The sequence below is a fragment of the Chryseobacterium subflavum genome (assembly GCF_055762745.1).
The window spans coordinates 855,217-879,356 of the sequence record NZ_JBVTMR010000002.1 but is presented as its reverse complement, the minus strand read 5'-3'; the positions used below and the strand labels follow the sequence as shown (position 1 = coordinate 879,356).

The 24,140-nt window shown below is 34.7% G+C and carries 25 protein-coding genes; 4 read left to right on the top strand and 21 right to left on the bottom strand.

The annotated features are described in order from the left end of the window. Positions 1-16: 16 nt before the first annotated feature. Both AC0INN_RS13340 and AC0INN_RS13335 read left to right on the top strand, forming a co-directional pair. The gene (locus AC0INN_RS13340; protein ID WP_273650557.1) at positions 17-2,320 is read left to right on the top strand and encodes a TonB-dependent receptor domain-containing protein; all 2,304 of its coding nucleotides are present in this window, start codon (positions 17-19) and stop codon (positions 2,318-2,320) included. A gap of 215 nt (positions 2,321-2,535) precedes the next feature. Beyond that, positions 2,536-3,246: an alpha/beta hydrolase gene (locus AC0INN_RS13335; RefSeq protein ID WP_273650556.1), complete on the top strand. Its 711-nt coding sequence runs from the start codon at positions 2,536-2,538 to the stop codon at positions 3,244-3,246. A gap of 30 nt (positions 3,247-3,276) precedes the next feature. Here the strand turns inward: AC0INN_RS13335 and AC0INN_RS13330 are convergent, their stop codons facing one another. The 3 genes from AC0INN_RS13330 to AC0INN_RS13320 all read right to left on the bottom strand — a co-directional run bounded on the left by AC0INN_RS13330 (position 3,277) and on the right by AC0INN_RS13320 (position 7,101). Beyond that, positions 3,277-5,031: a discoidin domain-containing protein gene (locus AC0INN_RS13330; protein WP_273650555.1), complete on the bottom strand. Its 1,755-nt coding sequence runs from the start codon at positions 5,029-5,031 to the stop codon at positions 3,277-3,279. A gap of 157 nt (positions 5,032-5,188) precedes the next feature. Next, positions 5,189-6,118 carry a citrulline utilization hydrolase CtlX gene (gene ctlX / locus AC0INN_RS13325; protein WP_273650554.1) on the bottom strand — a complete coding sequence of 310 codons (930 nt, stop codon included), beginning with the start codon at positions 6,116-6,118 and terminating at the stop codon, positions 5,189-5,191. 68 nt (positions 6,119-6,186) lie between these two features. Continuing rightward, a complete protein-coding gene (locus tag AC0INN_RS13320; protein ID WP_172284472.1) occupies positions 6,187-7,101 on the bottom strand; it encodes a dimethylarginine dimethylaminohydrolase family protein in 915 nt (304 codons plus the stop codon). Between the two features lie 271 nt (positions 7,102-7,372). On the opposite strand from AC0INN_RS13320, the gene AC0INN_RS13315 reads away from it, so the two are divergent. Beyond that, on the top strand, positions 7,373-7,537 hold the full coding sequence (locus tag AC0INN_RS13315; RefSeq protein WP_172284474.1) for a hypothetical protein: 165 nt from the start codon (positions 7,373-7,375) through the stop codon (positions 7,535-7,537). A gap of 44 nt (positions 7,538-7,581) precedes the next feature. Here the strand turns inward: AC0INN_RS13315 and AC0INN_RS13310 are convergent, their stop codons facing one another. The 11 genes from AC0INN_RS13310 to AC0INN_RS13260 form a co-directional block, all read right to left on the bottom strand. Then, positions 7,582-9,945 (bottom strand): outer membrane beta-barrel protein, encoded by a 2,364-nt coding sequence (locus AC0INN_RS13310; RefSeq protein WP_273650553.1) that lies wholly within the window; start codon positions 9,943-9,945, stop codon positions 7,582-7,584. Between the two features lie 80 nt (positions 9,946-10,025). Then, the gene (locus AC0INN_RS13305) at positions 10,026-11,087 is read right to left on the bottom strand and encodes a helix-turn-helix domain-containing protein (RefSeq protein WP_172284476.1); all 1,062 of its coding nucleotides are present in this window, start codon (positions 11,085-11,087) and stop codon (positions 10,026-10,028) included. 169 nt (positions 11,088-11,256) lie between these two features. Then, on the bottom strand, positions 11,257-12,543 hold the full coding sequence (locus AC0INN_RS13300) for a citrate synthase (RefSeq protein WP_172284486.1): 1,287 nt from the start codon (positions 12,541-12,543) through the stop codon (positions 11,257-11,259). Positions 12,544-12,627: 84 nt separating this feature from the next. Next, positions 12,628-13,920, bottom strand: coding sequence for a phosphopyruvate hydratase (gene eno, locus AC0INN_RS13295; RefSeq protein ID WP_172284488.1), 1,293 nt, complete (start codon positions 13,918-13,920; stop codon positions 12,628-12,630). A gap of 209 nt (positions 13,921-14,129) precedes the next feature. Next, a complete protein-coding gene (locus AC0INN_RS13290) occupies positions 14,130-14,711 on the bottom strand; it encodes a hypothetical protein (RefSeq protein WP_172284490.1) in 582 nt (193 codons plus the stop codon). Next, on the bottom strand, positions 14,711-14,914 hold the full coding sequence (locus AC0INN_RS13285) for a hypothetical protein (RefSeq protein WP_172284491.1): 204 nt from the start codon (positions 14,912-14,914) through the stop codon (positions 14,711-14,713). Before AC0INN_RS13285 ends, AC0INN_RS13290 begins: the two co-directional genes overlap by 1 nt. A gap of 17 nt (positions 14,915-14,931) precedes the next feature. After that, positions 14,932-15,258: a hypothetical protein gene (locus AC0INN_RS13280; RefSeq protein WP_273650552.1), complete on the bottom strand. Its 327-nt coding sequence runs from the start codon at positions 15,256-15,258 to the stop codon at positions 14,932-14,934. An 87-nt stretch (positions 15,259-15,345) separates the two neighbouring features. Further along, positions 15,346-16,131 carry a sensor histidine kinase gene (locus tag AC0INN_RS13275; RefSeq protein ID WP_273650551.1) on the bottom strand — a complete coding sequence of 262 codons (786 nt, stop codon included), beginning with the start codon at positions 16,129-16,131 and terminating at the stop codon, positions 15,346-15,348. Positions 16,132-16,770: 639 nt separating this feature from the next. Next, positions 16,771-17,526 carry a hypothetical protein gene (locus AC0INN_RS13270; protein ID WP_273650550.1) on the bottom strand — a complete coding sequence of 252 codons (756 nt, stop codon included), beginning with the start codon at positions 17,524-17,526 and terminating at the stop codon, positions 16,771-16,773. A 6-nt stretch (positions 17,527-17,532) separates the two neighbouring features. Next, complete coding sequence (locus AC0INN_RS13265; protein WP_273650549.1) at positions 17,533-18,165, bottom strand: response regulator transcription factor; 633 nt, start codon at positions 18,163-18,165, stop codon at positions 17,533-17,535. Between the two features lie 175 nt (positions 18,166-18,340). Then, positions 18,341-20,206 carry a glycoside hydrolase family 35 protein gene (locus tag AC0INN_RS13260; protein ID WP_306613529.1) on the bottom strand — a complete coding sequence of 622 codons (1,866 nt, stop codon included), beginning with the start codon at positions 20,204-20,206 and terminating at the stop codon, positions 18,341-18,343. 68 nt (positions 20,207-20,274) lie between these two features. Between AC0INN_RS13260 and AC0INN_RS13255 the strand changes: the two genes are divergently transcribed. Next, positions 20,275-20,709 carry a hypothetical protein gene (locus AC0INN_RS13255; RefSeq protein WP_273650547.1) on the top strand — a complete coding sequence of 145 codons (435 nt, stop codon included), beginning with the start codon at positions 20,275-20,277 and terminating at the stop codon, positions 20,707-20,709. 55 nt (positions 20,710-20,764) lie between these two features. Here the strand turns inward: AC0INN_RS13255 and rplQ are convergent, their stop codons facing one another. The 7 genes from rplQ to infA all read right to left on the bottom strand — a co-directional run bounded on the left by rplQ (position 20,765) and on the right by infA (position 24,140). Then, positions 20,765-21,292 (bottom strand): 50S ribosomal protein L17, encoded by a 528-nt coding sequence (gene rplQ, locus AC0INN_RS13250; protein ID WP_172284505.1) that lies wholly within the window; start codon positions 21,290-21,292, stop codon positions 20,765-20,767. Between the two features lie 6 nt (positions 21,293-21,298). Beyond that, positions 21,299-22,294 carry a DNA-directed RNA polymerase subunit alpha gene (locus AC0INN_RS13245; RefSeq protein ID WP_172284507.1) on the bottom strand — a complete coding sequence of 332 codons (996 nt, stop codon included), beginning with the start codon at positions 22,292-22,294 and terminating at the stop codon, positions 21,299-21,301. 33 nt (positions 22,295-22,327) lie between these two features. Next, positions 22,328-22,936, bottom strand: a complete 609-nt coding sequence (rpsD, locus tag AC0INN_RS13240) for a 30S ribosomal protein S4 (protein WP_172284517.1) — start codon at positions 22,934-22,936, stop codon at positions 22,328-22,330. A gap of 19 nt (positions 22,937-22,955) precedes the next feature. Next, positions 22,956-23,345: a 30S ribosomal protein S11 gene (gene rpsK / locus AC0INN_RS13235; protein WP_089028777.1), complete on the bottom strand. Its 390-nt coding sequence runs from the start codon at positions 23,343-23,345 to the stop codon at positions 22,956-22,958. A gap of 12 nt (positions 23,346-23,357) precedes the next feature. Then, the gene (gene rpsM / locus AC0INN_RS13230) at positions 23,358-23,735 is read right to left on the bottom strand and encodes a 30S ribosomal protein S13 (RefSeq protein ID WP_040993540.1); all 378 of its coding nucleotides are present in this window, start codon (positions 23,733-23,735) and stop codon (positions 23,358-23,360) included. 9 nt (positions 23,736-23,744) lie between these two features. Continuing rightward, positions 23,745-23,861: a 50S ribosomal protein L36 gene (gene rpmJ, locus AC0INN_RS13225; protein WP_007839480.1), complete on the bottom strand. Its 117-nt coding sequence runs from the start codon at positions 23,859-23,861 to the stop codon at positions 23,745-23,747. A 63-nt stretch (positions 23,862-23,924) separates the two neighbouring features. Then, on the bottom strand, positions 23,925-24,140 hold the full coding sequence (gene infA, locus AC0INN_RS13220; protein ID WP_034684855.1) for a translation initiation factor IF-1: 216 nt from the start codon (positions 24,138-24,140) through the stop codon (positions 23,925-23,927).

The window sequence follows — 24,140 nt, the reverse complement described above, 5'->3', positions numbered from 1 at the left end:
CAAAAAAATAAATTTCATGAAAACGCCACTACTCATCGCAGCCTTATTTTTCAGCGGATTAGCACTCGCCCAGGAAAAAAAATCAGATTCGGTAAAAACCAAAAATATCGAAGGAGTTACTCTAACAAAACAGATTTTTAAAAAGCAGAGCGACCGCTTTGTATATGATGTAGCTGCTTCACCAGTTGCTAAAGGAAATACAACATTTGATCTTTTGAAGCAAACACCACTGCTATCAACTACAGATGATAAAACATTAAAAATAGCAGGAAAGAATAATGTACTGATCTATATCAACGGACGAAAAACCAATATGGACTCTGAGTCTCTGGTGCAGTTCCTTAAAAATACTCCTGCAGAAAATATCCAGAAAATTGAAGTCATTACGGTTCCCGGAAGTGAATACCAGGTAGAGTCTTCTGATGGAATCATCAATATCGTTTTAAAGAAAAAAATGAGCGACGGATTGAATGGGAATATGAGAATGTCCAATAGCCAAAATAAATACAATGCAAGCTCAGCCAGTTTTTCTGCTAATTACAGAAAAGATAAATTAGGAATCAGTGCTAATCTCAACGGGGGAGAAAATATTCAACCTCAATCTTATATTCTGCGAAATGGTACAGATCAGCTAAAAAATGAATCGGTAGGAGATATTGATGATCCAAATAAAAATATTGGTGGCTATCTGAATATTGATTATCAACTGACCGAAAAAAGTAATCTGGCATTATCATGGAATTCCTGGGCTAACAGAAGTTACAACTCCACGATCGATTTATTTAATACCTTAACGCAGCCAAACTCGTTGGGTGTGGTAGAAACAACGCATACATGGACTAAAAACAGAGAAGATTCCAGAAACTACAATAACTCTGTGAATTTAAACTATGAGCTAAAACTGGACTCCCTTGGAAGTAAATTTAATGCAAATGCTGCATATCTTATTTACAAAAGGTTTCAGTTTTCAAAAAATAACACCATGATTCCGGATGAAAATGGTAACGGTTATTCCAGACCAGGAAAAACAATCACACAAAATACTCCGCAGGTCATTAAGAATTTTTCAGGTACAGTAGATTATATTCAGAAATTTAAGAATGACTTTACCCTCTCTTTAGGTGGAAATTTCAATAAAACCAAAACTGATAATGATACAAAGAACTTTACATATCAGTTTATAGATAAGGATGGTAATTATAACAATAATCCACAGCCAGCACCGGATTTCAACCATTTTATATATGATGAAAATATCTATGGAGTGTATCTCACTCTTGAAAAAAAGTTTTCAGATAAATTTTCAGGAAAGGTGGGTGCCCGATATGAAATTACAAACAGCCTGGGAACAGCGGATAGTCCTACCAATATAATTGAAAGCCAAAAACATCAGAGAATTGAGAGAAATTATAATAATTTCCTGCCGTACCTCAGCTTCAATTATGCTATCAATGATAAGAATAATATTTCCTATTCATTTTCAAGCAGAATGAGAAGACCAAGCTTCTGGGAATTAAACCCGATAAGAAATTACATTACAGAGTTTAACTACACACAAAACAATCCCTTTGTAAAAGCTTCATCAACATACAATCAGGAATTGACCTACATGTATAAAAACTCTTATTTCCTGATTTTAAACCACTCTTATTTTAAAGATCAGATCACACAGGTTCCTTTACAAGGCTTTATAAAATCTGCGGATGGAAAAATAGGCACTCAAAATGTACTGCGTTACATCAGAACAAATTTTGGAGACAAGCAGGAAATGTCTGCCATGGTAGGAATTCAGAAAAATTTCTTTAAACAATACTTGACCCTGAATTTTAATACCGGTGTTCAGCACAATATCAACAATGGTTCTTTGGCTGAAGATCCAACTACAGGAGACACTTTTGTTGATAAGGACGGAAAGCCATTGGTTTATACTAATACTGTAAAATCGACAAGCATTGTAATCACGAGTAATAACACCATTCGTCTAGATAAGAAAAAAACCTGGTTTTTAGGAGTTAATTATTTCTTTATTGACAAACAACAAATAGAGCTTGGAATGCTGAAAAACCTGATGAGTCTTGATTTAAGTATAAAGAAAAACTGGAACGACTGGACCTTTGCTCTTAATGTGAATGATGTTCTAAGAACCAATATCGTAGAAATAGAAGATTATCAGCCAAACGGAAATTACAATTACATCAGAAACGATCAGTACAGAAGAGGAATGACTTTAAGCATCACTTACAATTTCGGAAATCAAAAAATAAAAAAGGTAAGGGATATTGAAAGCGCCTCAGATGATATTAAAAACAGAACCCGATAAAAACATTCATTCTTCATATCAATTATTTTTGCCAAACTCACTGATTTCTCAGTGAGTTTTTTATCTTAGAGCATATGAAAAATCTGATATCCTTTTGTAGTTTATTATTAATCCTGTGTAGCATAAGTTGCAAAAAGAAGACAGTCAGTCTTGGTAATAAGATATGTTTTAAAAGTGAGGAAAATATTTCCTACGGTGAGAGTCCGGACCAAAAAATGGATTTATATTTCCCACCTCATTACAATTCAAAAACTGATGTCTTTTTAATTATACATGGTGGAGGCTGGCGTAGTGGAAATAAATCTCAATTAACATTCTTTACTCTATCCCTGATGCAAAAGTTCCAGAATTCCATTTTCGTTAATATGAACTACAGATTAGCTTCAGTTTCACAGTTTGGAATTCCGAATCAAACCAATGATATTGATCGTGTTTTATCCCATTTGGAAAAAACACTTAAATACAAACCACGTTTTATTCTTCTTGGAAATAGTGCAGGAGCTCATTTATCAATGATATATGCTTATAAATTTAATAAAAACAAGAGGATAAAAGCAGTTATTAACATTGTAGGCCCTACAGACCTGGCAGATGCAGGTTTTAAAGGGTATTTTGATTACTCATTTGTTGAAAAGCATCTGATTGATACAAAAGTGATCCCTTCTGGTATCTCAACAGTACAGTTTGCGAGCCCCGTTAACTGGATTACAAGAACCTCAGCTCCTACTTTATCTTATTACGGAAAGAATGATCAGGTTATCCCCGTATCTCAAAAAAAAATTCTTGATTCTGTTTTAAATAAGAATAATATTTTTCACGAATCTTTTGAATTTAATGGCGGACACCTTGATTGGGATAAAGAATATAACAGTACTTTTCTTATTACAAAGATTGATCAATTTTTAAAGCAAGCTGATAAAAAATAAGCGCTTTGAAAAATCCAAAGCGCTTATTTTTTATTCTGATTTCATTACTTCTGTTCTTTCTGAGATTCCATTAGCGTTGAAAGCTTCTATCTGAAAATAATACGCATCCGTTCTGTCTGCTCCAGTAAAGAAATACTCATTCTTTCCATATACCATGATGCTTCCGTATAATTTATCCGGCGACTTACCCCAATATATTACATACCCATCGGCATCCTGGTTTTGCTGCCATTTCATCCAGATACTTCTTCTTTCTCCATATTTCTTTGCATCAGCACGCAAAGGAACAAAGTTCTGAACTTTTGGAGGTTTTTGTCCCGCTCCTTTTCCAAATACCCTGAAACCACTTAATGCAAATTTTCCGGTAGGCATTTTAAGGTTTTCCATTTTAAGGAATCTTGCTTTTGCCGGTTTTTCCAGCTCCACATAATCGTGAGGAACATCCTTTGTGTTTTTACTTTTATCCACAATAACAGTCCATTTTTTCCCATCATTGGATCCATAGATTTTGTATTGATGCATTTTCCCTAAAGTCTTCCCTAAGAATTCCACGTCCTGATCAGCATAATTGATCTGAATTGCATTGATCGTGGAAACTTCGCCAAGATCCGTCTGAAACCACTCACCAGAATTACCTGTTTTAGCACTCCAATAGGTCTTTATATCTTCATCAACAGCGTAGTTTGAATGATATCCTCCTAAGGTCGAAGAAACCTGGACAGGCTTATTATAATTCAACAGCATCCAACCTGCAAAAAGATCTTTGGAGAAATCTTTTCCCTGAGCATATTGTGGAAGATAAGTAGGGTAATCTCCATAGGATGTATTACAATACATTACATCATCTTTATCGAAACCTGCAGGCCAGATCCCCAGTCTTCTCTCAAAATTATTTTTTGTGGAAATAAAAATTGTTGAAACATGCCACCAGTTTTTATAATTGTCTTCGAAGGTTGCTCCATGTCCGGCACCTCTGGCAAAACCACCTGGTTTGTATGAAAAGGGATTATGCTGTTGATATTCGAAACCTTCTAAAGGGTTTTTACTCACATACACTCCATCAGAATATCCACTGAATTCAGTAGCGGGAGCTCCGTACTGCATATAATATTTGTTATTATGTTTCGTCATCCATGCACCCTCAACAAAAGGTTGTAAAAATACGTTATCATTATATTCTCCAAAACGTTCCCAGCCATGATCCTCCGGCTTTAATCTCAATATAGGTTTTACAAACCCTTCAGATTGTAATGTCTTTACTTTTACTTCTGTTCCAAGCAAGGGCCATTCATTACTTGAACCCCAATACAGGTAGAGTTTATTTTTGTCTTCGTCATAATGAAAGGCAGGATCCCAGGCTCCGACTTTTAAAGTATCTACAGCAATTTCCCAATCATCTTTCGTAGGATTTGTACTTTTCCAGATCGGAAAGTCCTGTTCCCAGGTCGAGCCGAAAACATATAAAGTATCTTTCATGGCCCAAACTGCAGGTGCATTTAGATCATGAATATATTTCTTATCCCGTAAAAATTTTCTTTGTACAAATTTCCAGTCAAGCATATCATCACTATACCAATAACCTTCCTGGTTTGTGGAAAACAAAAAAAGTTTGTTTTTAAAGTTTACGATAACAGGATCAGCAGTCGCCCGGTGTTTTCCCTGTTGAGAAAAAGATTCAAAGGGCGTATATCCGTAGTCAATATTAATGGGATTACAAAATGTTTTTTGCTGGGCTTTCAAACTTGTTCCCAACAAAACAAGCATCATAAAAAAGTACTTCTGCATCTTCATAATTTTTATGTAAGATCCAAATTTACTTAACTTTTTTCGGTTTACTTATAAATTAAAAGTATCAATATCTTCAAGTCTACTCATTTTTAAATAAAATCTTCCGGCATAGAAATCAGGCCGGAAGATAATATGTAATATTTTTTGGTTTATTTTATATTGTTTTTTTGGGTAAAAAAACTTCCGCCAGCATACAACGTGCACTTCCACCACCATTTACTTCTATTGTATTTAGATCTGAATAGATAATTTCACAATATTTTTCAATGGCTGATACTTGATCTGATGTTAAAGATTCATATGCAGTCTGGCTCATTACTAGAAATTTCTGACCCTCCTTATTCTGGACCTGAAGCATATTCCCCGCAAATTGCTGCATCTGTTCTTCTGAAATCTCAATAATTTCTTTTCCTGAATTTTTGATGGTTTCAATAACCTTGCTTCTTTCAAGCTCGCTATCTATACAGTCCAGGCAAATGACAACAAATTTGTCAGCTACACACATCATAACATTGGTATGGTAAATAGGAAGTCTCTCTGAACCTACGGTCTGAAAAGAATGAAAAACAATAGGCTCGAAACCATATTTTTCGCAAAAATCTCTGAATAATTTTTCATCCAATCTTAAAGAAACAGAACCATAAGCGATTTTATTGTCATGGTCAAAGATCATGCTTCCGGTTCCCTCTAAAAAGTGTCCCTGGATTTCAGGAAGTGACCAATCATCTACTTCCGTTATTTCAAAACCTTTACTTTTTATTGTTTCCAGGATATCTTCTCTTCTTTCAACTCTTCTGTTTGAAGCAAACATAGGGTATAAAACTACTTTACCATCATTATGGAAGCTTACCCAGTTATTCGGAAAAATAGAATCCGGAGTATGAGGATCCAATGTATCTTTGATTGTGATTACATTGATTCCTTTATTCCTTAGTTTCTCAACAAAAATATTGAATTCTCCTAATGCTTTAGCCTGAACATCCGAATCTTTCTGTTCAACCTGAAAGTAATTATTTTCTGCGGTCTCCGCATTATAACCGAAAGCAATCGGTTCAATCATTAATACTGTATCTGTAGTTTGCATTGTTTTTTAATTTAAAAATTGAAAGATTGGGCTATTAAAACTCTTTACTCTCTCACACTCTTACTTTATTATTCTCTCACTAATGGCATTGTAGAGCAGCGTAAAAGTCCGCCCATTTTGGAAATTTCACGGTATGGAATCTCTTCTACGGTCATTCCCCATTCATTTCTCAGATGGTTGTTCATTCTTGTAAATGTTTGATCTGAAACCACTATTTCAGGAGATATAGAAAAGATATTGGGAAACATTTCAAACATCTCTTCATCTGTCAAATGGAAACAATTTTCCTCCCCGAAAATATCAACAATCAAACGATAATCGCTTTCGTCCACAAAACCATTCTTATAGATAAGGCATTTATCTTTTCCAACAGGATTAAATGTACAATCCAGATGAAGGATACCCTCGAAAGGAATTTTATCATTCTTTTTTAATTCCAGGTCTATGATCCTCTTTTTAGGAAAGTATTCTTTTAGGATCTCTATGGCGTATTCGTTGGTTCTCGCTGTTTTGTAATTTCTGTAATCTTCGCTAAAGCAAGTTCCTATGAACAGGAAATCATCCCAGACAATAACATCTCCACCTTCAATATGAGCCGTTTCCGGGAGATTAATAATTTTTCTCCAGGCCACTTTCTCAAAAACTTTTTTGTAAGCTTCCTGCTCATCTGCCCTGTCAGCAATTACATTGGAAATAATCATCTTATCATCAATTACAAAAGCAACATCTCTTGCAAAAACCTGATTGTAATCTTTGATAATGCTCGGACGCAAAACTTCCACATCGTATTTTTTCAGTACTGCTTCAAAAGCATTCATTTCATCAATAATATCCGATTCTTTAGGATATATGTTGTGTTCGATTGAGTAGTATGACTTGGCATCATAGCTTTCCTCAAGGGTGGGAACCGGTCCCAGAGAATTAGGTTGGCCCAGAACAACTGATTTTAACCTCCCCGTTTCGTTTTTAATATTTAGTTTCATAAAGATTTATGCAATGTACAAATATAAGTAAAGGTCCCTAGCTGGAAAACTTTTGAATTAGTTTCTCTAAGAATTTATTCTTGGTTACAATAGAATAATGCTACTCATTCATTTCTGAGACCCGTTAAACTTTAAAAAAATCTATAAACAACTGTTTATCATCTACATTTGTTGAAAAATAATAGTAAATATTACAAATAAAACTCCTATATTAGTGATATAATTTTATGTAAAATTAAAACTAAATCATCAACATCAAAAAATCAAAATCATGAACAAGAACATTTCAGTGCTAAAAAATGCACAAAAATTAGGAAGAGATCAACAGAAATCAATTATTGGAGGTGCTGGCCCAACGAAGCCGAGATACTGCTGTGAATGGAATGATGACGGAAGCTGCAGAATCTGGACATGTGGTAATTGTGTATGTCCATAATTAAAAAAAACAAAAACCTGCTATTTCTTGTAGCAGGTTTTATTTTATCTTGATCTATTCTCCTCGTCAGTTTTCTGTATTTCCTTTCCCTGATATTTTGAGCTTCCGAAATTGTAACTTACCGCAACCAGAAATCTCCGGCTGTCCCACCAATGGGTAAATTGGTTATCTATGATTTGCTTATGCCTGAATACCAGACGTTGATCATATGAGTCAAACATATTATTATAACTGATCTTTGTATTCAGCTTATTGTCAAACCATGTTTTTTGTATTGAAAGATCGACCGTATACATGGGCTTAATGATATACAGGCTATTTCCCGTTTTAGATTCATAGTTTGTAAAAAGATTTACAGTGTAGCCCTTAGGTAGTGAAAATACCTGATTAAATCTCAGCTCATAATTGTAAATTGAAAAAGCAAACACCTCATTAAAATAAGGCCGGAATTCGTAATTATAATATCCTGTAATCTGCGTATTGATATTCCACCACTTTGTAATTTTTATAGGAAAGCTCATTTCCAGAATAGCAAAATTCCGATAAGGTAAGTTCGTCCCTAAATATTCTAAAACATTTGTTTTGGGATCATATCTCGGATATCGGACCATAACATCCGTTTCTTTTCCTATCGTTAAATCTGTCACCCAATTTTTATAACGATAAGTTGCCTTGATCTGACTGGTAAATGAAGGTTGCAAATAAGGATTTCCAATCCAATAGTTCAATGGGCTGAAGTAAAACCTAAAAGGATTGAGCTGTGAAAAAATCGGTCGTGTAATTTTCCTGCTGTATGAAACAGAAATCTCATTAGATTTGTTAAAGGCGTAATTTATTCCAAAGGATGGCAACCACTCAACATAATTTCTTGCTACCACAGAATCGGAACTGATTGCATCGGAAATACTTTTTGTGTTTTCAAATCTTATTCCCCCATTGATTTGAAGTTTGTTAAGTTTCCGGCTGAAAGCTACATATCCTGCAAATACCTCTTCCTTGTATGAAAACATATTACTACGCGTAGGATCCGGAACAAACTGATTATTTAACGCCAATGTATCATACCTGATGTTGTTGCTGGTTTCTGTATTGCCATATTTTATTCCGGCTTCAAAATTAGTATTTTTCACTTTTTGACGAACATCAAGTTGAGCAGTATAAATTTTTATCCTATTTGATAAATCGGATTTCCAATATGATAATAACGCATAATCAGGTCGCTTCTTATTAATAAAATCATCTTTTTGCTTGTTGTTAACCAGTAGATAATTTCCTAAGAAATTCACTTCAAAGTTTTTGCCCCTCCATGAATAATCTGTCGATATTCCATAATTCTCCTGACCGTATTCTGTGGGATTATTGCTTTCAGTATTAAAAATTAACTGCGTTTCATCTTCATTGGTAGTATACAATGATCCTGTTCGTGTCCTGTTATTATTTCTAAAATTCCCTCTCAGTGTAAACCGTAGTCGATTCTTACTATTTATCCGGTAATCAATGCCAGTAAGAACAGAGGTTACCTTCCCCGCATCTTTTTGATAGGTTTCAGTTCTCATAACATTTGTGTTAGCAAGTCGTTGCAGCGCATTGTAACGATAAGTTGAAACTCCCTCATTATAACCCACCTGCATTTGATATGCTATCTTTTCAGTGTTATAAGATAACGTCAAAGAGTTTTCCCGGTAATTGAACTTATTAACTGAAATATTTCCATTATAATTTCCTTTCCAGCCCAGATTCGCATTTCTTTTAAGTCTGATATCAATGATACCTTTGAACTCAGCATCATACTTAGATGACGGATTGGTATTTATTTCAATAGATTCAACCATTTCAGGAGATAAGGACCGCAGATAAGCTCGAGTTTCCTGAATACTCATCACTACAGGCTTTCCATCAATGAAAATTGCAGGAGCTATTCTTCCACCGATAAATATCCCGTCTTCCTGATCCACCGTCACTCCAGGTGTTTTCCTCAGTACATCCAGCATGTGAGTTGCCGTTTTAAAATCCTTATTCCCGGCTATATTCATTACCGTATTTCCATCATTCAATTTTACATTACGGGTTGGTGATTGTAAGACAATTTCTTCAATAGTTTTTCCGGATGGAATCATTTCAATGACAGAAATTTCCCTGAATGTATCCAACCGTTTTGTTTGATATCCTCTTTTTTCTACTATTACATAAAGTCCTTCCGGGAAACCTTTAAAACTAAAACGGCCTAGAGAATCTGTCGTTTTTTTCTCAATAAGTTGGGAAGTGAGTCCATTGAAAAATGAAAGATTAACGTCCGAAAGGTTAGCCTTTGTCTCAGAATCCACAATTTTCCCTTGAATATTCTTTTGGGCTTTAGCAAAATATGACAGAAACAATACCATGATCAGCGTCCACAATCTTAGGTTCATAAATTTTAAATTTTATGAAACCAAAAGTAGGATTCGGAAATACAAAGGAGGTTTTAAAGTTTAAATTCCGAAGTACGAAATTATAAATTTGAACTCTGAAGTTCGCTTACAGATGGCGTTTGCGAATGTCTGTATAAAAGAGGTGTAGTATTTTTTATTTTCTTGAATGTCGAAAAGAATGTCGATTTAGAATTAAATCCTACTTCGTATCCGATTTCTTCAATTTTTAGAAATGAACCGTTTTCAATGATCACACAGGCTTCGTGAATCCTGTACTCATTAATGTAAGTTGAAAAACTTTTTCCCAGATTATCATTAAGCAACTGAGAAAGCTGGTGAGAGGATATCCCCATTTTTATTGCCAGATCATTTAATTTCAAATTAGGATTTTTGTGCAGTTCTTCGACTTCCATTAATTTCTCGAGTTTTGAAACAAAGCTGTCTACCTGCTCGTTCGATATTTTCTTATTAGAATACCTGCCAGGCTCCTTTATTTCGGTAGTATGGTACTTTTTATTAAACAAAATGAGAAAATTCGCATACAGAACAAATGAAAACACTAAACTCCCACCTGCACAATAGATCTGAACCCAGCCTGTAGAAATAAGCTGATATGTTAAGAATATAATCAGATTACTAATAAGAACCGGTAGTATGAATTTATCCGGCTTTTGTGATTGTTTTATAGTCCTGTTATAATACTCATACACCGACATGAATACAAATATTGTCCATACTGAATAAATAAAAGTACCGAAATAACTATCCCACGTTACCGGAAAAAAAAGGTATAAAAGACCTACAGTACCCAAAATTAATGTCAAGATACCAAATGACTTTCTGCAATTTTTAAGGATAAACTGTTCTTTTAAAAAAGATGATCGGATATAATAATATATCGCAGGTCCGGTAAAAAACAATGCAGACAATCCAAGATGAGGAATAATCCTGGGTAAGTCCGGATAAAAATAGATGCATACAGATATGCCGACTCTTATGCTTAAAGTTAATAAAATCAGGCCTAGAAAGAAATCAGGAAGGTACTTCAGCTTTTTAACAAACAAAAGGTAAATCCCAAGCAAAAGCCCGTTAAAAGCTCCTACAGCACTAAAGAAGAATAACAATTGTTGCCCGAAAGTCATTGTATATTAGTTTTTTACACCAAGTAAAAATAAGAAATTTCAACATCCGATTTTTAAAATCCCATCATTTTTTTATTATAATTCTTCCTCCTACACCCTACAAAGAATATGATAAGAAACAAAAAATCCCAAAGCTCACTTTGGGATTTTTTTATTGTTGAAGCAGATATTATCTGTTTACCATATCGATATAGTCTCTTTGCTGAGCTCCTTGATATACCTGTCTTGGTCTTCCGATAGGATCTCCTTTTAATCTCATTTCTTTCCACTGAGAAATCCATCCCGGAAGTCTTCCTAATGCAAACATTACAGTGAACATTTCTGTAGGAATTCCTAACGCTCTGTAAATAATTCCTGAATAGAAATCTACGTTTGGATATAATTTTCTTTCAATGAAGTATTCATCCTCAAGAGCTACTCTTTCTAATTGCATTGCAATATCTAGAGCTTTATCCTGGATTCCTAATGCACTAAGAATATCATCAGCAGCTTTCTTAATGATTTTAGCTCTTGGGTCGAAGTTTTTGTAAACTCTGTGTCCGAATCCCATCAAACGGAAGTTATCGTTCTTATCTTTTGCTTTTGCAACATATTTAGAAACATCTCCTCCATCTTTTTCAATTAATTCAAGCATTTCAATTACTGCCTGGTTAGCGCCACCGTGAAGAGGCCCCCAAAGTGCAGATACCCCAGCAGAGATAGAAGCAAAAAGACCTGTATGAGCAGAACCTACCATTCTTACAGTAGATGTAGAACAGTTTTGCTCGTGGTCAGCGTGAAGAATTAATAACTTATCCAATGCACCTACAACTACCGGATCGATTTCGAAATCAGCATTTGGTAATCTGAAAGCCATTTTATAGAAATTCTCAACATAGTTAAGATTGTTATCTCCATGGTTTAATGGTAAACCTTGAGTTTTTCTGTAAGTCCATGCACAAAGATGAGAGAATTTAGCAATCATCAATTCAGCAGCATGGTCCATTTCTTCTTTAGAATTTACGTTAACAGCTTTTGGATTAAAAGCGGTTAATGCAGAAGTCAGGGAAGATAATACTCCCATAGGGTGAGCAGAACGAGGAAAAACATCAATGATCTTTTTCATTTCGTCTGCGATGAAGTTATATTTTTTGATATTGTTTTCGAAAGAACTGTACTGATCCTGAGTAGGTAATTCACCGTGTAATAAAAGATACATTACCTCCGTAAAGTTAGATTTTTCAGCAATCTGCTCGATTGGATAACCTCTGTAGAATAATTCTCCTTTATCTCCGTCCAAGTAAGTAATATCACTAATGGTAGCTCCGGTGTTTTTATACCCTAAATCCAGGGTAATAAGACCCGTCTGGTCTCTTAGTTTTGAAATATCTATCCCTCTGTCTCCGATAGTACTATCCACGATAGGATATTCATATGAATTACCGTCGTAATTCAATATAACTTTGTTGTCTGACATTATTTATTTATTTTTTTTAAATTTACTAAAATTCCATAAAAAAACAGCAAACAAATTATCGTTCGCCGTTATTTATATTTTCAATTATCTTTTAATTTTAAATGCTTCCAATCCTGGGAAAATAGCTGTTTCTCCAAGAGCTTCTTCTATTCTCAATAACTGGTTGTATTTAGCCATTCTGTCTGATCTTGAAGCTGATCCTGTTTTGATCTGCCCGCAGTTCATAGCTACTGCTAAATCAGCAATAGTAGAATCTTCTGTTTCTCCTGATCTGTGAGACATTACTGAAGTAAATTTGTTGTGCTGAGCCATTTGTACAGCAGCCATCGTTTCAGATAGAGAACCTATCTGGTTTACTTTTACAAGGATTGAATTGGCAATACCTTCTTTAACACCTCTTGCAAGTCTCTCAACATTGGTTACGAATAAGTCATCTCCTACAAGCTGAACTCTGTCTCCGATTTTATCCGTTAACATTTTCCAACCTTCCCAGTCATTTTCCTGCATACCATCCTCGATAGAGATAATAGGGTATTTAGCTGCTAATTCAGCAAGATAAGAAACCTGCTCACTGCTTGTGAACTGAGCAGCGTCAGCCGTCTGGAATTTTCTGTAATCGTAAATTCCATCTTTATAGAATTCTGATGCAGCACAGTCCAGCGCCAGCATAATATCATCTCCAGGTTTGTAACCTGCTTTCTCAATAGCCTGAAGTAATGTATCCAAAGCATCTTCCGTTCCTGTAAACGTTGGAGCAAAACCTCCTTCGTCACCCACCGCTGTAGATAAACCTCTTGAATGAAGAATAGATTTTAAGCTGTGGAAAATTTCAGTCCCCTTTCTCAATGCATGGGAAAATGAATCTGCTTTTACAGGCATGATCATAAATTCCTGGAAAGCAATTGGCGCATCTGAGTGTGATCCTCCATTGATTACGTTCATCATAGGTACAGGAAGTGTATTTGCATTTACTCCTCCTACATATTTATATAATGGCATTCTTAACTCTGTTGCTGCTGCTTTTGCTGCTGCTAATGAAACTCCAAGAATAGCATTTGCTCCAAGATTTCCTTTATTCTTAGTCCCATCAAGGTCGATCATGATCTGATCTAAAAGGTTTTGGTCATAAACCGGAAGCCCTACTAATTCTGGAGCAATAACTTCTCTTACATTCTCAACGGCTTTAAGGACACCTTTCCCCAAATATTCTGAACCTCCGTCACGTAATTCAACGGCTTCATGCTCTCCCGTAGAAGCTCCTGAAGGTACCGCAGCACGCCCCATTGCACCATTCTCCGTGAATACATCAACTTCTATTGTAGGATTCCCTCTTGAATCCAAAATTTGTCTCGCTTCAATGTAAGAAATGTAACTCATAATTTTTCTGTTTATACTATCTGCAAAATGCTTCCAGTTGTTTATTATTAATTAATATACTTGAGTTACAAATTTAATGAAAAAAACAGTGGTATGAAAAAACTGGACTTTAATATTTGGTAATAAAAACATAAAATTCTCCAAAATTTTCAGGGTAATTTGGAGAATTTAAAAATGCATGACATAGCAACTGATTTTTGTTGGTTATTTCACGGTGTCAAATCATATTTTTTTCGTTCTTCCGGCGTTAATGTTCTTAAAGTTTTAGCTTTTTCTTCTTCAGCCTGGGCTTTTGCTTTATTAGCTTCCTCTTTTGCCGTTTCTGAAATTTTGCCCTGAAGTTCAGTGATATTATTAACAATATTATTAAAACTAGTCCAATAGAGCTCTCCTTTGCATTGCTCTTCAAAATTAATACAGTGTTCTTCCAATCTGTATAATGCATCTCTAAGCATATTAACCGGAGCAGTCCTTTCACCAAGTCTGGAAAGGCTTTCTGTAATTTTAGTCATTTGTTCAGCAGAAACACTATCCCCCGACTTCAGCTTACCCATGAGCGTACTTGTTATATCTGTGGTTCTGGCAATGGCAGCATCTGGTTGCACCTCCGATAATATTTTGTTGATTTTTCCATCTGGTCTAATGCTTACTATGGCTCCTCTTCGCATGGCATCATACGACATCTGATAGTTTGAGGTTGTACTTTTCAGTTCTTCCAATGTTGCCTTATGCAGGTTACTGCAAGAAGTGAACAAAAGAACTGTTCCCAATGTTAAAAATATATTTTTCATCACATTACATTATAAATTGAGTTATCAGTTGGGTCATATTTGGCTTTGCCTTTTCCAAGTACATGTGCTAATGCACTGAAAGTTTCGTAATCTAAATCCTCCATGATTTCTTCAGATCCTGCATCTTTAAACTTTAAGATGATCTTTCCGCTTCTGGATTTAATGTTCCAATCTAAGAGGTAGTTTGTGATAATTTTAGTCATGATTATAGTTTTTTAGGTTATTTGTTAGGTGAAGGAGCTAAAAGTCCTGCCAGGGCTCCAATCGCTCCTGATGAAATAGCAGTAAAAATGGTAATTAACTGCTCGTTTAAAGTAATTTCCTTGTGCAAGGATAATATAATCAATCCTGTTATGATACCAATAATCGCAAGCCCAAACATCAGGACGATAATTCTATATATCCAGGTATCGGTTTCTTTGGGATTTTTTACTTCAATACTATTGACAGCCTGAATAGGATTATCCCTAAATTCCTGCTGTAGTTTATTGTTGTTGCTTAGTGTCTGTTTGAAATCTTCAAAACTGTTGTTAATTGTAGTTTTCATGATGGTGAATTTTACTCTATCAAATTTCTCACTAAAAGAGATTAAAGTCAATTACACAAAAGGGTGATTATGTAATTCGCATGATGGTTAGATCTCTATTGTAAAAATCACAGCAGTTCCATCTTCTTTGGAAACAATTTCAAATTCTCCATTTAGTTCCTTCATCCTGCGTTTCATATTTCGAAGACCATTCCCTTCATTTTTTCCTTCAATCATCCCTATTCCATCATCCGAAATCTCCATACTAAATTCACGATCCCTTTGTGAAAACGAAATTGATATTTTATTTGCCTTGCTATGTTTATAGGCATTATTCAATGATTCTTTTAAGCACAAAAACATATTTCTTCTAATTTCAGCGGAAACCGGCATATTCTGAATGATCCCCCGATCTGTCACAATAAAATTGATGGATGTTTTTTTCAGGAAGCTTTCAGTATACATTTTTGAGTAACTTGTAAAGCTTCCAATCGTATCGTTTCCTGTATTCAAATTCCAAAGCATTTCCCTCATCGAAATATTCATTTCTTCAGATGTTTTTAGCAGCTCGTCAATATCATTTGTTAGATCACTATTCTCTGCTTTTTGTTTTAAAAATTCTGCCTGAAGTTTAAGAGCTGAAATTCCCGCTCCCAGATCATCGTGCATATCATGTGAGATCCGTTCCCGCTCCTGCTCAATCAGTTTTTGTTTTTCGAGCTCTTTTTGTAACAATTGATTTTGGTATTCTGCTTCTTTAAGTTGTTTTTCTTTTACAAACAAAAGCTGCTTCCTATTGTACATTAATACTACAAAGATGATAAATACCACAAAGAACAGCATAACAACTGTAATGATTGCATAGGTTAATTTTAGTTCATTAAGAGAAGTCATTATGTTTTTTTGTGTATTTGGATAAAGAAATTAAAAAAAGGAAATAAAAAATGATATTAACAATGAAAAAAAATGACTGTGACGCAATTAATACTTTATCATCAATTTTATCAAAAACGTACCGCGGTATAATTCTTAAAACAAAAAATACTCCCCAAAATAATAAACCACAGGAAATCCAGAACTTTGGATCCTGCATGATGCTCTTGGTATTTGGACGCTTTAATTTTCCATAGAACCAAATCAGACTGTAGAGTATGTATACTAACGAAAAAGCTATACCTATAGTCTGATTGACTTCTTTATAATTTTTTAAAATGAAACCAAGATAGATAATGAGAAAAAGAAAGAAAATTACATTATTGATTTTAACCAGGACGATATCCTGTCCCCGATTAAAATAAATGAGGAAAAATAATGTACAAAATAGAATATAAGCATTGTATAAGAAACCAAAGTTCGCGGTGGTCTTAAAATATATCTGGACAATGTACATTAAAAATTCAAGAATAAAAGTCAATCCGAGGTAGAGACACAAAAATTCCTGTTGCTTCTTTCCATTCCTTATACATAGGATCAACGAAAAAGAAGCAACAAGAAAAAGAATAATCAAATATGCTAATTGGAAATCAGAGTACATTACGGTTGCATATTACCTATATCATAGAATCCTTGATCTTCCTTTTGAAATGCTAATGATAATCTGCTTTGTTTTTTATTATCATTTAAAACTCTTGATACTGCAACATTTTGACTGTTAATATCACAATTTTTATGTATTGCAATTAACCTCACATTCACCTCCTTAAAGTTTCCGGACAAATCATTTCTAAAGGTTTCAAACATAACATTAGAAAAAGATATATATTCTGTAATTGCATTGTAAGTAGAGTTTTCTCTAATAGCCTTTCCAACTCCTCCCAAAAACTCTTTTCTCATTTCAGCATAAATTTCCTTTGGCAGTTCTATTGTTTTAGCCATTCCGGCACTATCTACTAAATAAGCATCGTAAGTGATGAAATCAAAAACATTCAGGTCTTCATGATCACACACAACAATTATATAGTATAAATTATGCTTATGACTTCCCGGTTGAATAGTGGGGAATCTCATCAAAGAGGTTTTATCCACAAAAATAAAGTGTATATATTTATATTTTATGGGAAGGTTTTTGAAAGATCCGGTTTCAATTTTAAAGTCTTCAAGAGTTTCCTTCAGTATTCTATTTGCTCCCTCGTTCATACATCCGGTTTGTTCTGCTGAAAGTTTCAAGTTCACAAGTGGACTCAGTGTAGAATAATCATTGATTACCTCGCAATCTAATTGTAAAATATCCCTTATTAAGTCCAATTTTTTTTCAGCACAATCTGTGCTTTCATTCTCTAAGTTTCTCATGGTTTTTTAGTTTTTAAAGTGGTTAAATTTATTGATAGCTTCTACTTTATTGCTTACATGCAATTTTCGATAGATATTTCCAACATGCTTTTTTACCGTATCCATGCTTATGCATTTTTGGTCTGCAATTTCTTTATACAACAAGCCTTGTGAAAGTAGTCCAAGAATTTCTTTTTCCCGATGCGTCAATTCATCAAATTCTTTTACATCGGTTGTCTTTTTTTCAAAATGATTTAGCACCCTTCGTGCTATAGAAAAGCTCATCGGTGCACCTCCATTGTATACATCACGAATAGAGGCGAGAATTTTGTCCATGCTTTCTCCTTTGATGAGATATCCCATTGCACCTGCTTTTAGAGAATTAAAGATCTTTTCATCATCTTCGAAGCTTGTACACATGATAAACTGGGTATCGGGCATATCTTTCCGTACTTTTTCAATGATTTCAATTCCAAGCATATCCTGAAGCTGGATATCCATCATCACAACGTCCGGAGAAATAAGAGGTAAATTATGCAGTGCATCGTTGCCGTCAAAGAACTGGGCAATGACTTTCATATCAGCCTGATAATTGATGACCTTCTTCAACGCATTGTTGTAGTTTTTTTCATCTTCTACTATGGCTATTGAAATACTCATGTCCTTTACTTATTTGAGACAAAAATCTACAGAAAACAAAGCAGAATCAATTACACTTTTGTGTAATCTTTAAATTTGAGTTGGTTTATTTAGTTTTTCTTCTTTTAAAGTTAATCAATTTCTTTCAGTTAACGACTGATATCATATCACTTAATTTAAAATAATATTTTTTTGATTATTTAATCAATTCATCTAGAACTGGTGTACTTACACTGTTAATTTCTGATATGTTTTTATCATTAATCTGCTCAAAAACCTGAATAGTATTTTCTCCTTTTTTCAACCATACACCAGGAACATACAATGTAAGCTGGGGACCTACCTTGCTCCAGTATCTCCCTACATTTTTTCCATTCACAAACACAATTCCTTTTCCGAAATTTCTCATATCAAGAAAAGTATCTCCTTTTTCTTTGAGTTGAAATTTTGCTTCTTTTATTACAGGGCTCCTTTCAGGAATATCTTTCGACTTATTTTTTAGTTCAGGTATCTTATCAAAAGGAAGCGAATACATTTTCCATAGACCTTTAACAGGATCTCCATTGATTTCAACAGGACTTATAATTCCCTTAAGGTTATGTACAATTTCAGCTCCGTAATTGATCCGTCCCATATTTTCAACAAGGATATCCAAAGTCTCCCCGGCCTTGATTGAGATATCAAGATCATATTTTTTATAGTATCTGTTCAATTCACCTTTCCAAATCTTATCAATATAAATATTTGCATAATCTCTCAACCCTTTTATTTCAAGTTTCCCTTTATGATCTTTATCAAATTTTATCCGGTAAAGAACGTAGCCGTTACCTTGATTCAGTTCTTCAAATGTATAGGGTCTTTCTGCTGATACAAATTTCTGTCCCTCTATTAAATCAAAAATAGAAAGAGTTTTAGAAAATTTTGCATGTGAGAATGTAATAACCTTTTTCCGGGCAGGCACTTCAGGAAGCTTTTTTGGATTCAGTTTTTGAAATATAGTACGTAGTGCTGTATATTTTGGAGTTTCCCATCCTGCTTCGCTTATCGGAGCGTCATAATCATAGCTTGTAATATCCGGTTGAATGTCGTGGTTCTTATCATAATTAGCACCACTCGTAAATCCGAAATTGGTTCCTCCATGAATCATATAATAATTAAATGACACCCCATTCTTGATGTATAACTCAGTTTGCTTTACTACATCTTCTACAGGAACTTTCACAAAAGGTTCGGCCCAGTGGTCAAGCCATCCCGGATAATATTCAGCTACCATATACGGTCCTTTATTTCCGTTATATGCATTCACTTTCTCTTTAAGGGTCTCAATATTATCTTCCCCGTTGGCCGTCGGTAATGCACCTTCTATCGCTCCGCCCTCAAAAAGGGAGCTTCCGTCCGAGGTAAAGAATGGGACAGAAATGCCCGATTTAACCAACATATTTTTAATTTCATGGCTGTATCTTCGGTGCTGCTCCAATGGTATATCTTTTCTTTGGGCAACATAGGAGCCAAACTCATTTTCTGCCTGAACCATTATAACAGGTCCGCCATTATTGATCTGCAAAGGAATGATCTGCTTTGCCAGCTGATTAATATATTTTTCGCACTCTTTCAAAAAGGGCTGGTTATAGGTCCTTATTTCTAAATTTTTATCCTTTTGCAACCACCATGGATATCCTCCAAATTCCCATTCTGCACACACGTAAGGTCCAGGACGAATAATCACGTACAATCCAACTTCCTGTGCTGTTTTTATAAATTTTTTCAGATCCTTTTCTCCGGAGAAATTCCACTTTCCAGGACCTTCTTCATGATAATTCCAAAATACATAGGTAGTAACCGTGTTTAGCCCCATTGCTTTCATCATCTGAAGACGGTGTTTCCAGTACTCTGATGGCACTCTAGGATAATGAAGTTCACCCGAATGGATAATAAACTCTTTTTCATTCAATAAAAAATGACCGTCTTTAATTTCAAATTGATCTCTTTTTATTTGAGAAAACATTGAATTAAAGGACATAATCAGAATGATCAGAAGAAAATATTTATAGTGAGATTTCATAGGGCAAGGCATGATTTTTGTAAAAATAAAGAATAAAATTAAAGACTTCATATTAAACTTTATCAATCATGAAAAAAACGATCATTTTACTCAACACTATATTTCTTTTAGCAGTAGTAGGCTGTAAAAAATCAACCGATGGCAATAAAAACATCATTAAAACTGATAGTTCAGTATCAGCAGTATCTGATCAAAATGGAAAGATAGATTCAGCTTCGGCAAGTTCATCCATTATAGACGTAAACGGTAAAAGAATTGAAAAAACAGATTTTGTATATAAGGCAACCGATGGATCCTTGGTAAAAGTAGTTTTCAAAAATGATCCAAAAGAGAGTACAGTAGCAATAACCAGTAACAAAAAGACGTTTACCCTTCCTAAAGAAGAAACTAAAGATGGGGAAACAGTCTATAAAAAAGATGACATGACTGCAAGGGTAAAAGGAGATAGCCTGCACCTTGAGCAAGGAAACAATGTGATCGAATTAGTAAGAACCAAAATATAAAAATAAAAAAACCGTTCAGAGTCCTGAACGGTTTTTATTTATATCTGAATGAATATTATTCTTCAGTCTTTTCCTCTGTAGAATCAGCTGCTTCAGCCTTAGGCTCTTCAACTTTTTCTTCTACTACAGGAGCATCAGCAACTACAGTTTCTGCCTTTTTAGCAGTTGTAGATCTTCTGCTTCTTCTTGTAGCTTTTTTCTCTTCAGCATTAGGATTGTAAAGCTCATTGAAGTCTACTAACTCGATAAGAGCCATATCAGCAGCATCACCTTGTCTGAAACCAGTCTTGATGATTCTTGTATAACCGCCATTTCTTTCAGCGATTTTAGGTGCTACAGTTCTGAACAATTCAGTAACAGCTTCTTTATTTTGAAGATATGAAAATACAGTTCTTCTATTATGTGTAGTATCTTCTTTTGCTTTTGTTAATAGGGGCTCAACATATACTCTTAAAGCTTTAGCTTTAGCTACAGTAGTGTTGATTCTTTTATGCTCAATTAGAGAACAAGCCATATTAGAAAGTAACGCACTTCTGTGAGAAGCTGTCCTTCCTAAGTGATTGAATTTTTTACCGTGTCTCATTATTAATTATTTATCAGCGTCTAACTTATATTTTGCAACGTCGAAACCGAAGTTAAGACCTTTTGAATGCACTAATTCTTCTAGTTCTGTCAAAGATTTTTTACCAAAATTTCTGAATTTCATCAAATCAGACTTACTGTAAGAAACTAATTCTCCTAACGTTTCAACTTCTGCAGCCTTCAAACAGTTCAGAGCTCTTACTGAAAGATCCATATCTGCTAGTTTAGATTTAAGAAGTTGTCTTGTGTGAAGAGTTTCTTCGTCATATTGGATAGATGCTTTTACAGCTTCTGTTTCAAGCGTGATTCTCTCATCAGAGAACAACATGAAGTGATAAATTAATATCTTAGAAGCTTCTGTCAAAGCATTTTGAGGACTGATGGAACCATCAGTTTCTATATCTAATACAAGTTTTTCGTAGTCTGTTTTTTGCTCTACACGATAATTTTCAATACTGTACTGCACTTTCTTAATTGGAGTGAAAATAGAGTCAATAGCAATAGTACCTACAGGTGCATTGTTTGACTTATTTTGTTCAGAAGGAACATACCCTCTACCCTTTTCTATATTGAAAGTAATTTCGAAAGTTACATCACTGTTCAGGTTGCAAATCACCAACTCAGGATTCAAGATCTCAAATCCGTTGATTGATTTACCTAAATCTCCAGCAGTAATAATCGTTTGACCAGAAACCTTAGCAACAACCTGCTCGTTGGACTGGTTTTCCGCTATAGATTTTAATCTTACCTGCTTAAGGTTAAGAATAATTTCGGTAACATCTTCGATTACTCCTGGAATAGTTGAAAATTCGTGCTCTACACCTTCTATTTTGATAGATGAAATAGCATATCCTTCCAGAGAAGAAAGCAACACTCTTCTCAAAGCATTACCTATTGTAAGCCCGAAACCTGGTTCTAAAGGTCTGAATTCAAATTGACCTTTAAATTCATCAGAGTTAAGTAAAATTACTTTATCGGGTTTTATGAATTGTAAAATTGCCATATTATTGGGTTGAGCAAAAATTTGATTAAAAAATTATTTAGAGTAAAGTTCGACGATAAGCTGTTCCTTGATCTCCTCCGGAATCTGGATTCTTTCAGGCGCAGATACGAAAGTACCTTCTTTCTTCTCATCGTTGAATTGTAACCACTCATAGTTTGCTTTATAAGCTAATGCATCAGTAACTACTTCAAGAGACTTAGACTTTTCTCTTACTGCAATTACATCACCAGCTTTAAGCAAATAAGATGGAATATTTACCAGTTCTCCATTCACAGTGATGTGTCTGTGAGAAACCAATTGTCTAGCACCAGCTCTGGTTTTAGCAAAACCTAATCTGTATACTACGTTATCCAATCTAGATTCGCAAAGTTGTAATAGAACTTCACCTGTTACACCTTTACTTCTGTGTGCTTTATCGAATAAGTTTGCAAACTGTCTTTCTAAAATACCATAAGTATATTTAGCTTTTTGTTTTTCAGCTAACTGAACTGCATATTCTGATTTCTTAGCACCTCTTCTTTTGTTAGGACCGTGTTGTCCTGGCGGTTGGTTTTTTCTTTTCTCGAAGTTTTTATCATCTCCGTAGATTGCAGCACCAAACTTTCTAGCAATCTTAGTTTTAGGTCCAATATATCTTGCCATAATGGGTAAATTCTAAAAATTAAACTCTTCTTCTTTTTGGTGGTCTACATCCATTGTGCGGCATTGGAGTCACATCAATGATTTCGCTAACTTCAATTCCTGAATTGTGAATAGTTCTGATTGCAGATTCTCTACCTGCCCCAGGACCTTTCACAAACACCTTTACTCTTCTTAATCCAGCTTCATGAGCAACATTAGAGCAATTTTCTGCTGCCATTTGAGCAGCAAATGGAGTATTCTTTTTAGAACCTCTGAATCCCATTTTACCGGCAGATGCCCAAGAGATAACTTCTCCGCTTTTATTTGTTAAAGAAATGATGATGTTATTGAAAGAAGCCTGAATATGCGCTTCACCAATAGCTTCAACTTTTACTTTTCTTTTCTTAACTACTTTAGTTTGTTTTGCCATAATTCCTAACGATTATTTACTAGCTTTTTTCTTGTTAGCAACAGTTTTTCTCTTTCCTTTACGGGTTCTAGAGTTGTTTTTCGTTCTCTGGCCTCTTAAAGGTAGTCCTAGTCTGTGACGTATTCCTCGTTGGCATCCTATGTCCATCAATCTCTTGATGTTCAATTGCACTTCAGAACGTAATTCTCCTTCTACTTTAATGTTTTCAGAGATATAAGTTCTAATTGCAGCCAATTCATCGTCATTCCATTCGTTGACTTTCTTGTCTTCGCTGATACCGGCAGCTTTAAGGATTTCAGAAGAAGTACTTCTTCCCACCCCATAAATATAAGTTAAACCGATAACGCCTCTTTTGTTTTTTGGTAAATCAATACCTGCAATTCTCGCCATAATTTAATATTAGCCTTGTCTTTGTTTAAATTTTGGGTTCTTCTTGTTGATCACAAAAAGTACACCTTTTCTGCGTACAATTTTGCAATCAGCGCTTCTTTTCTTAATTGATGCTCTAACTTTCATTTGATAGTATTTATTTTTTAACAATAGCCAAATGGAAACCCGAAGACTCCATTTGGCGTTTGTTTAATATCTAAAAGTAATTCTCCCTTTTGTCAAATCATAGGGAGACATTTCTAGTTTTACCTTATCTCCAGGTAAAAGTTTAATATAATGCATTCTCATTTTACCAGAAATATGAGCTATAAGTATATGCCCATTTTCTAGCTCTACACGGAACTGAGCGTTCGAAAGTGCTTCCGTTATTACGCCGTCTTGTTCAATATGTTTTTGTTTCGCCAT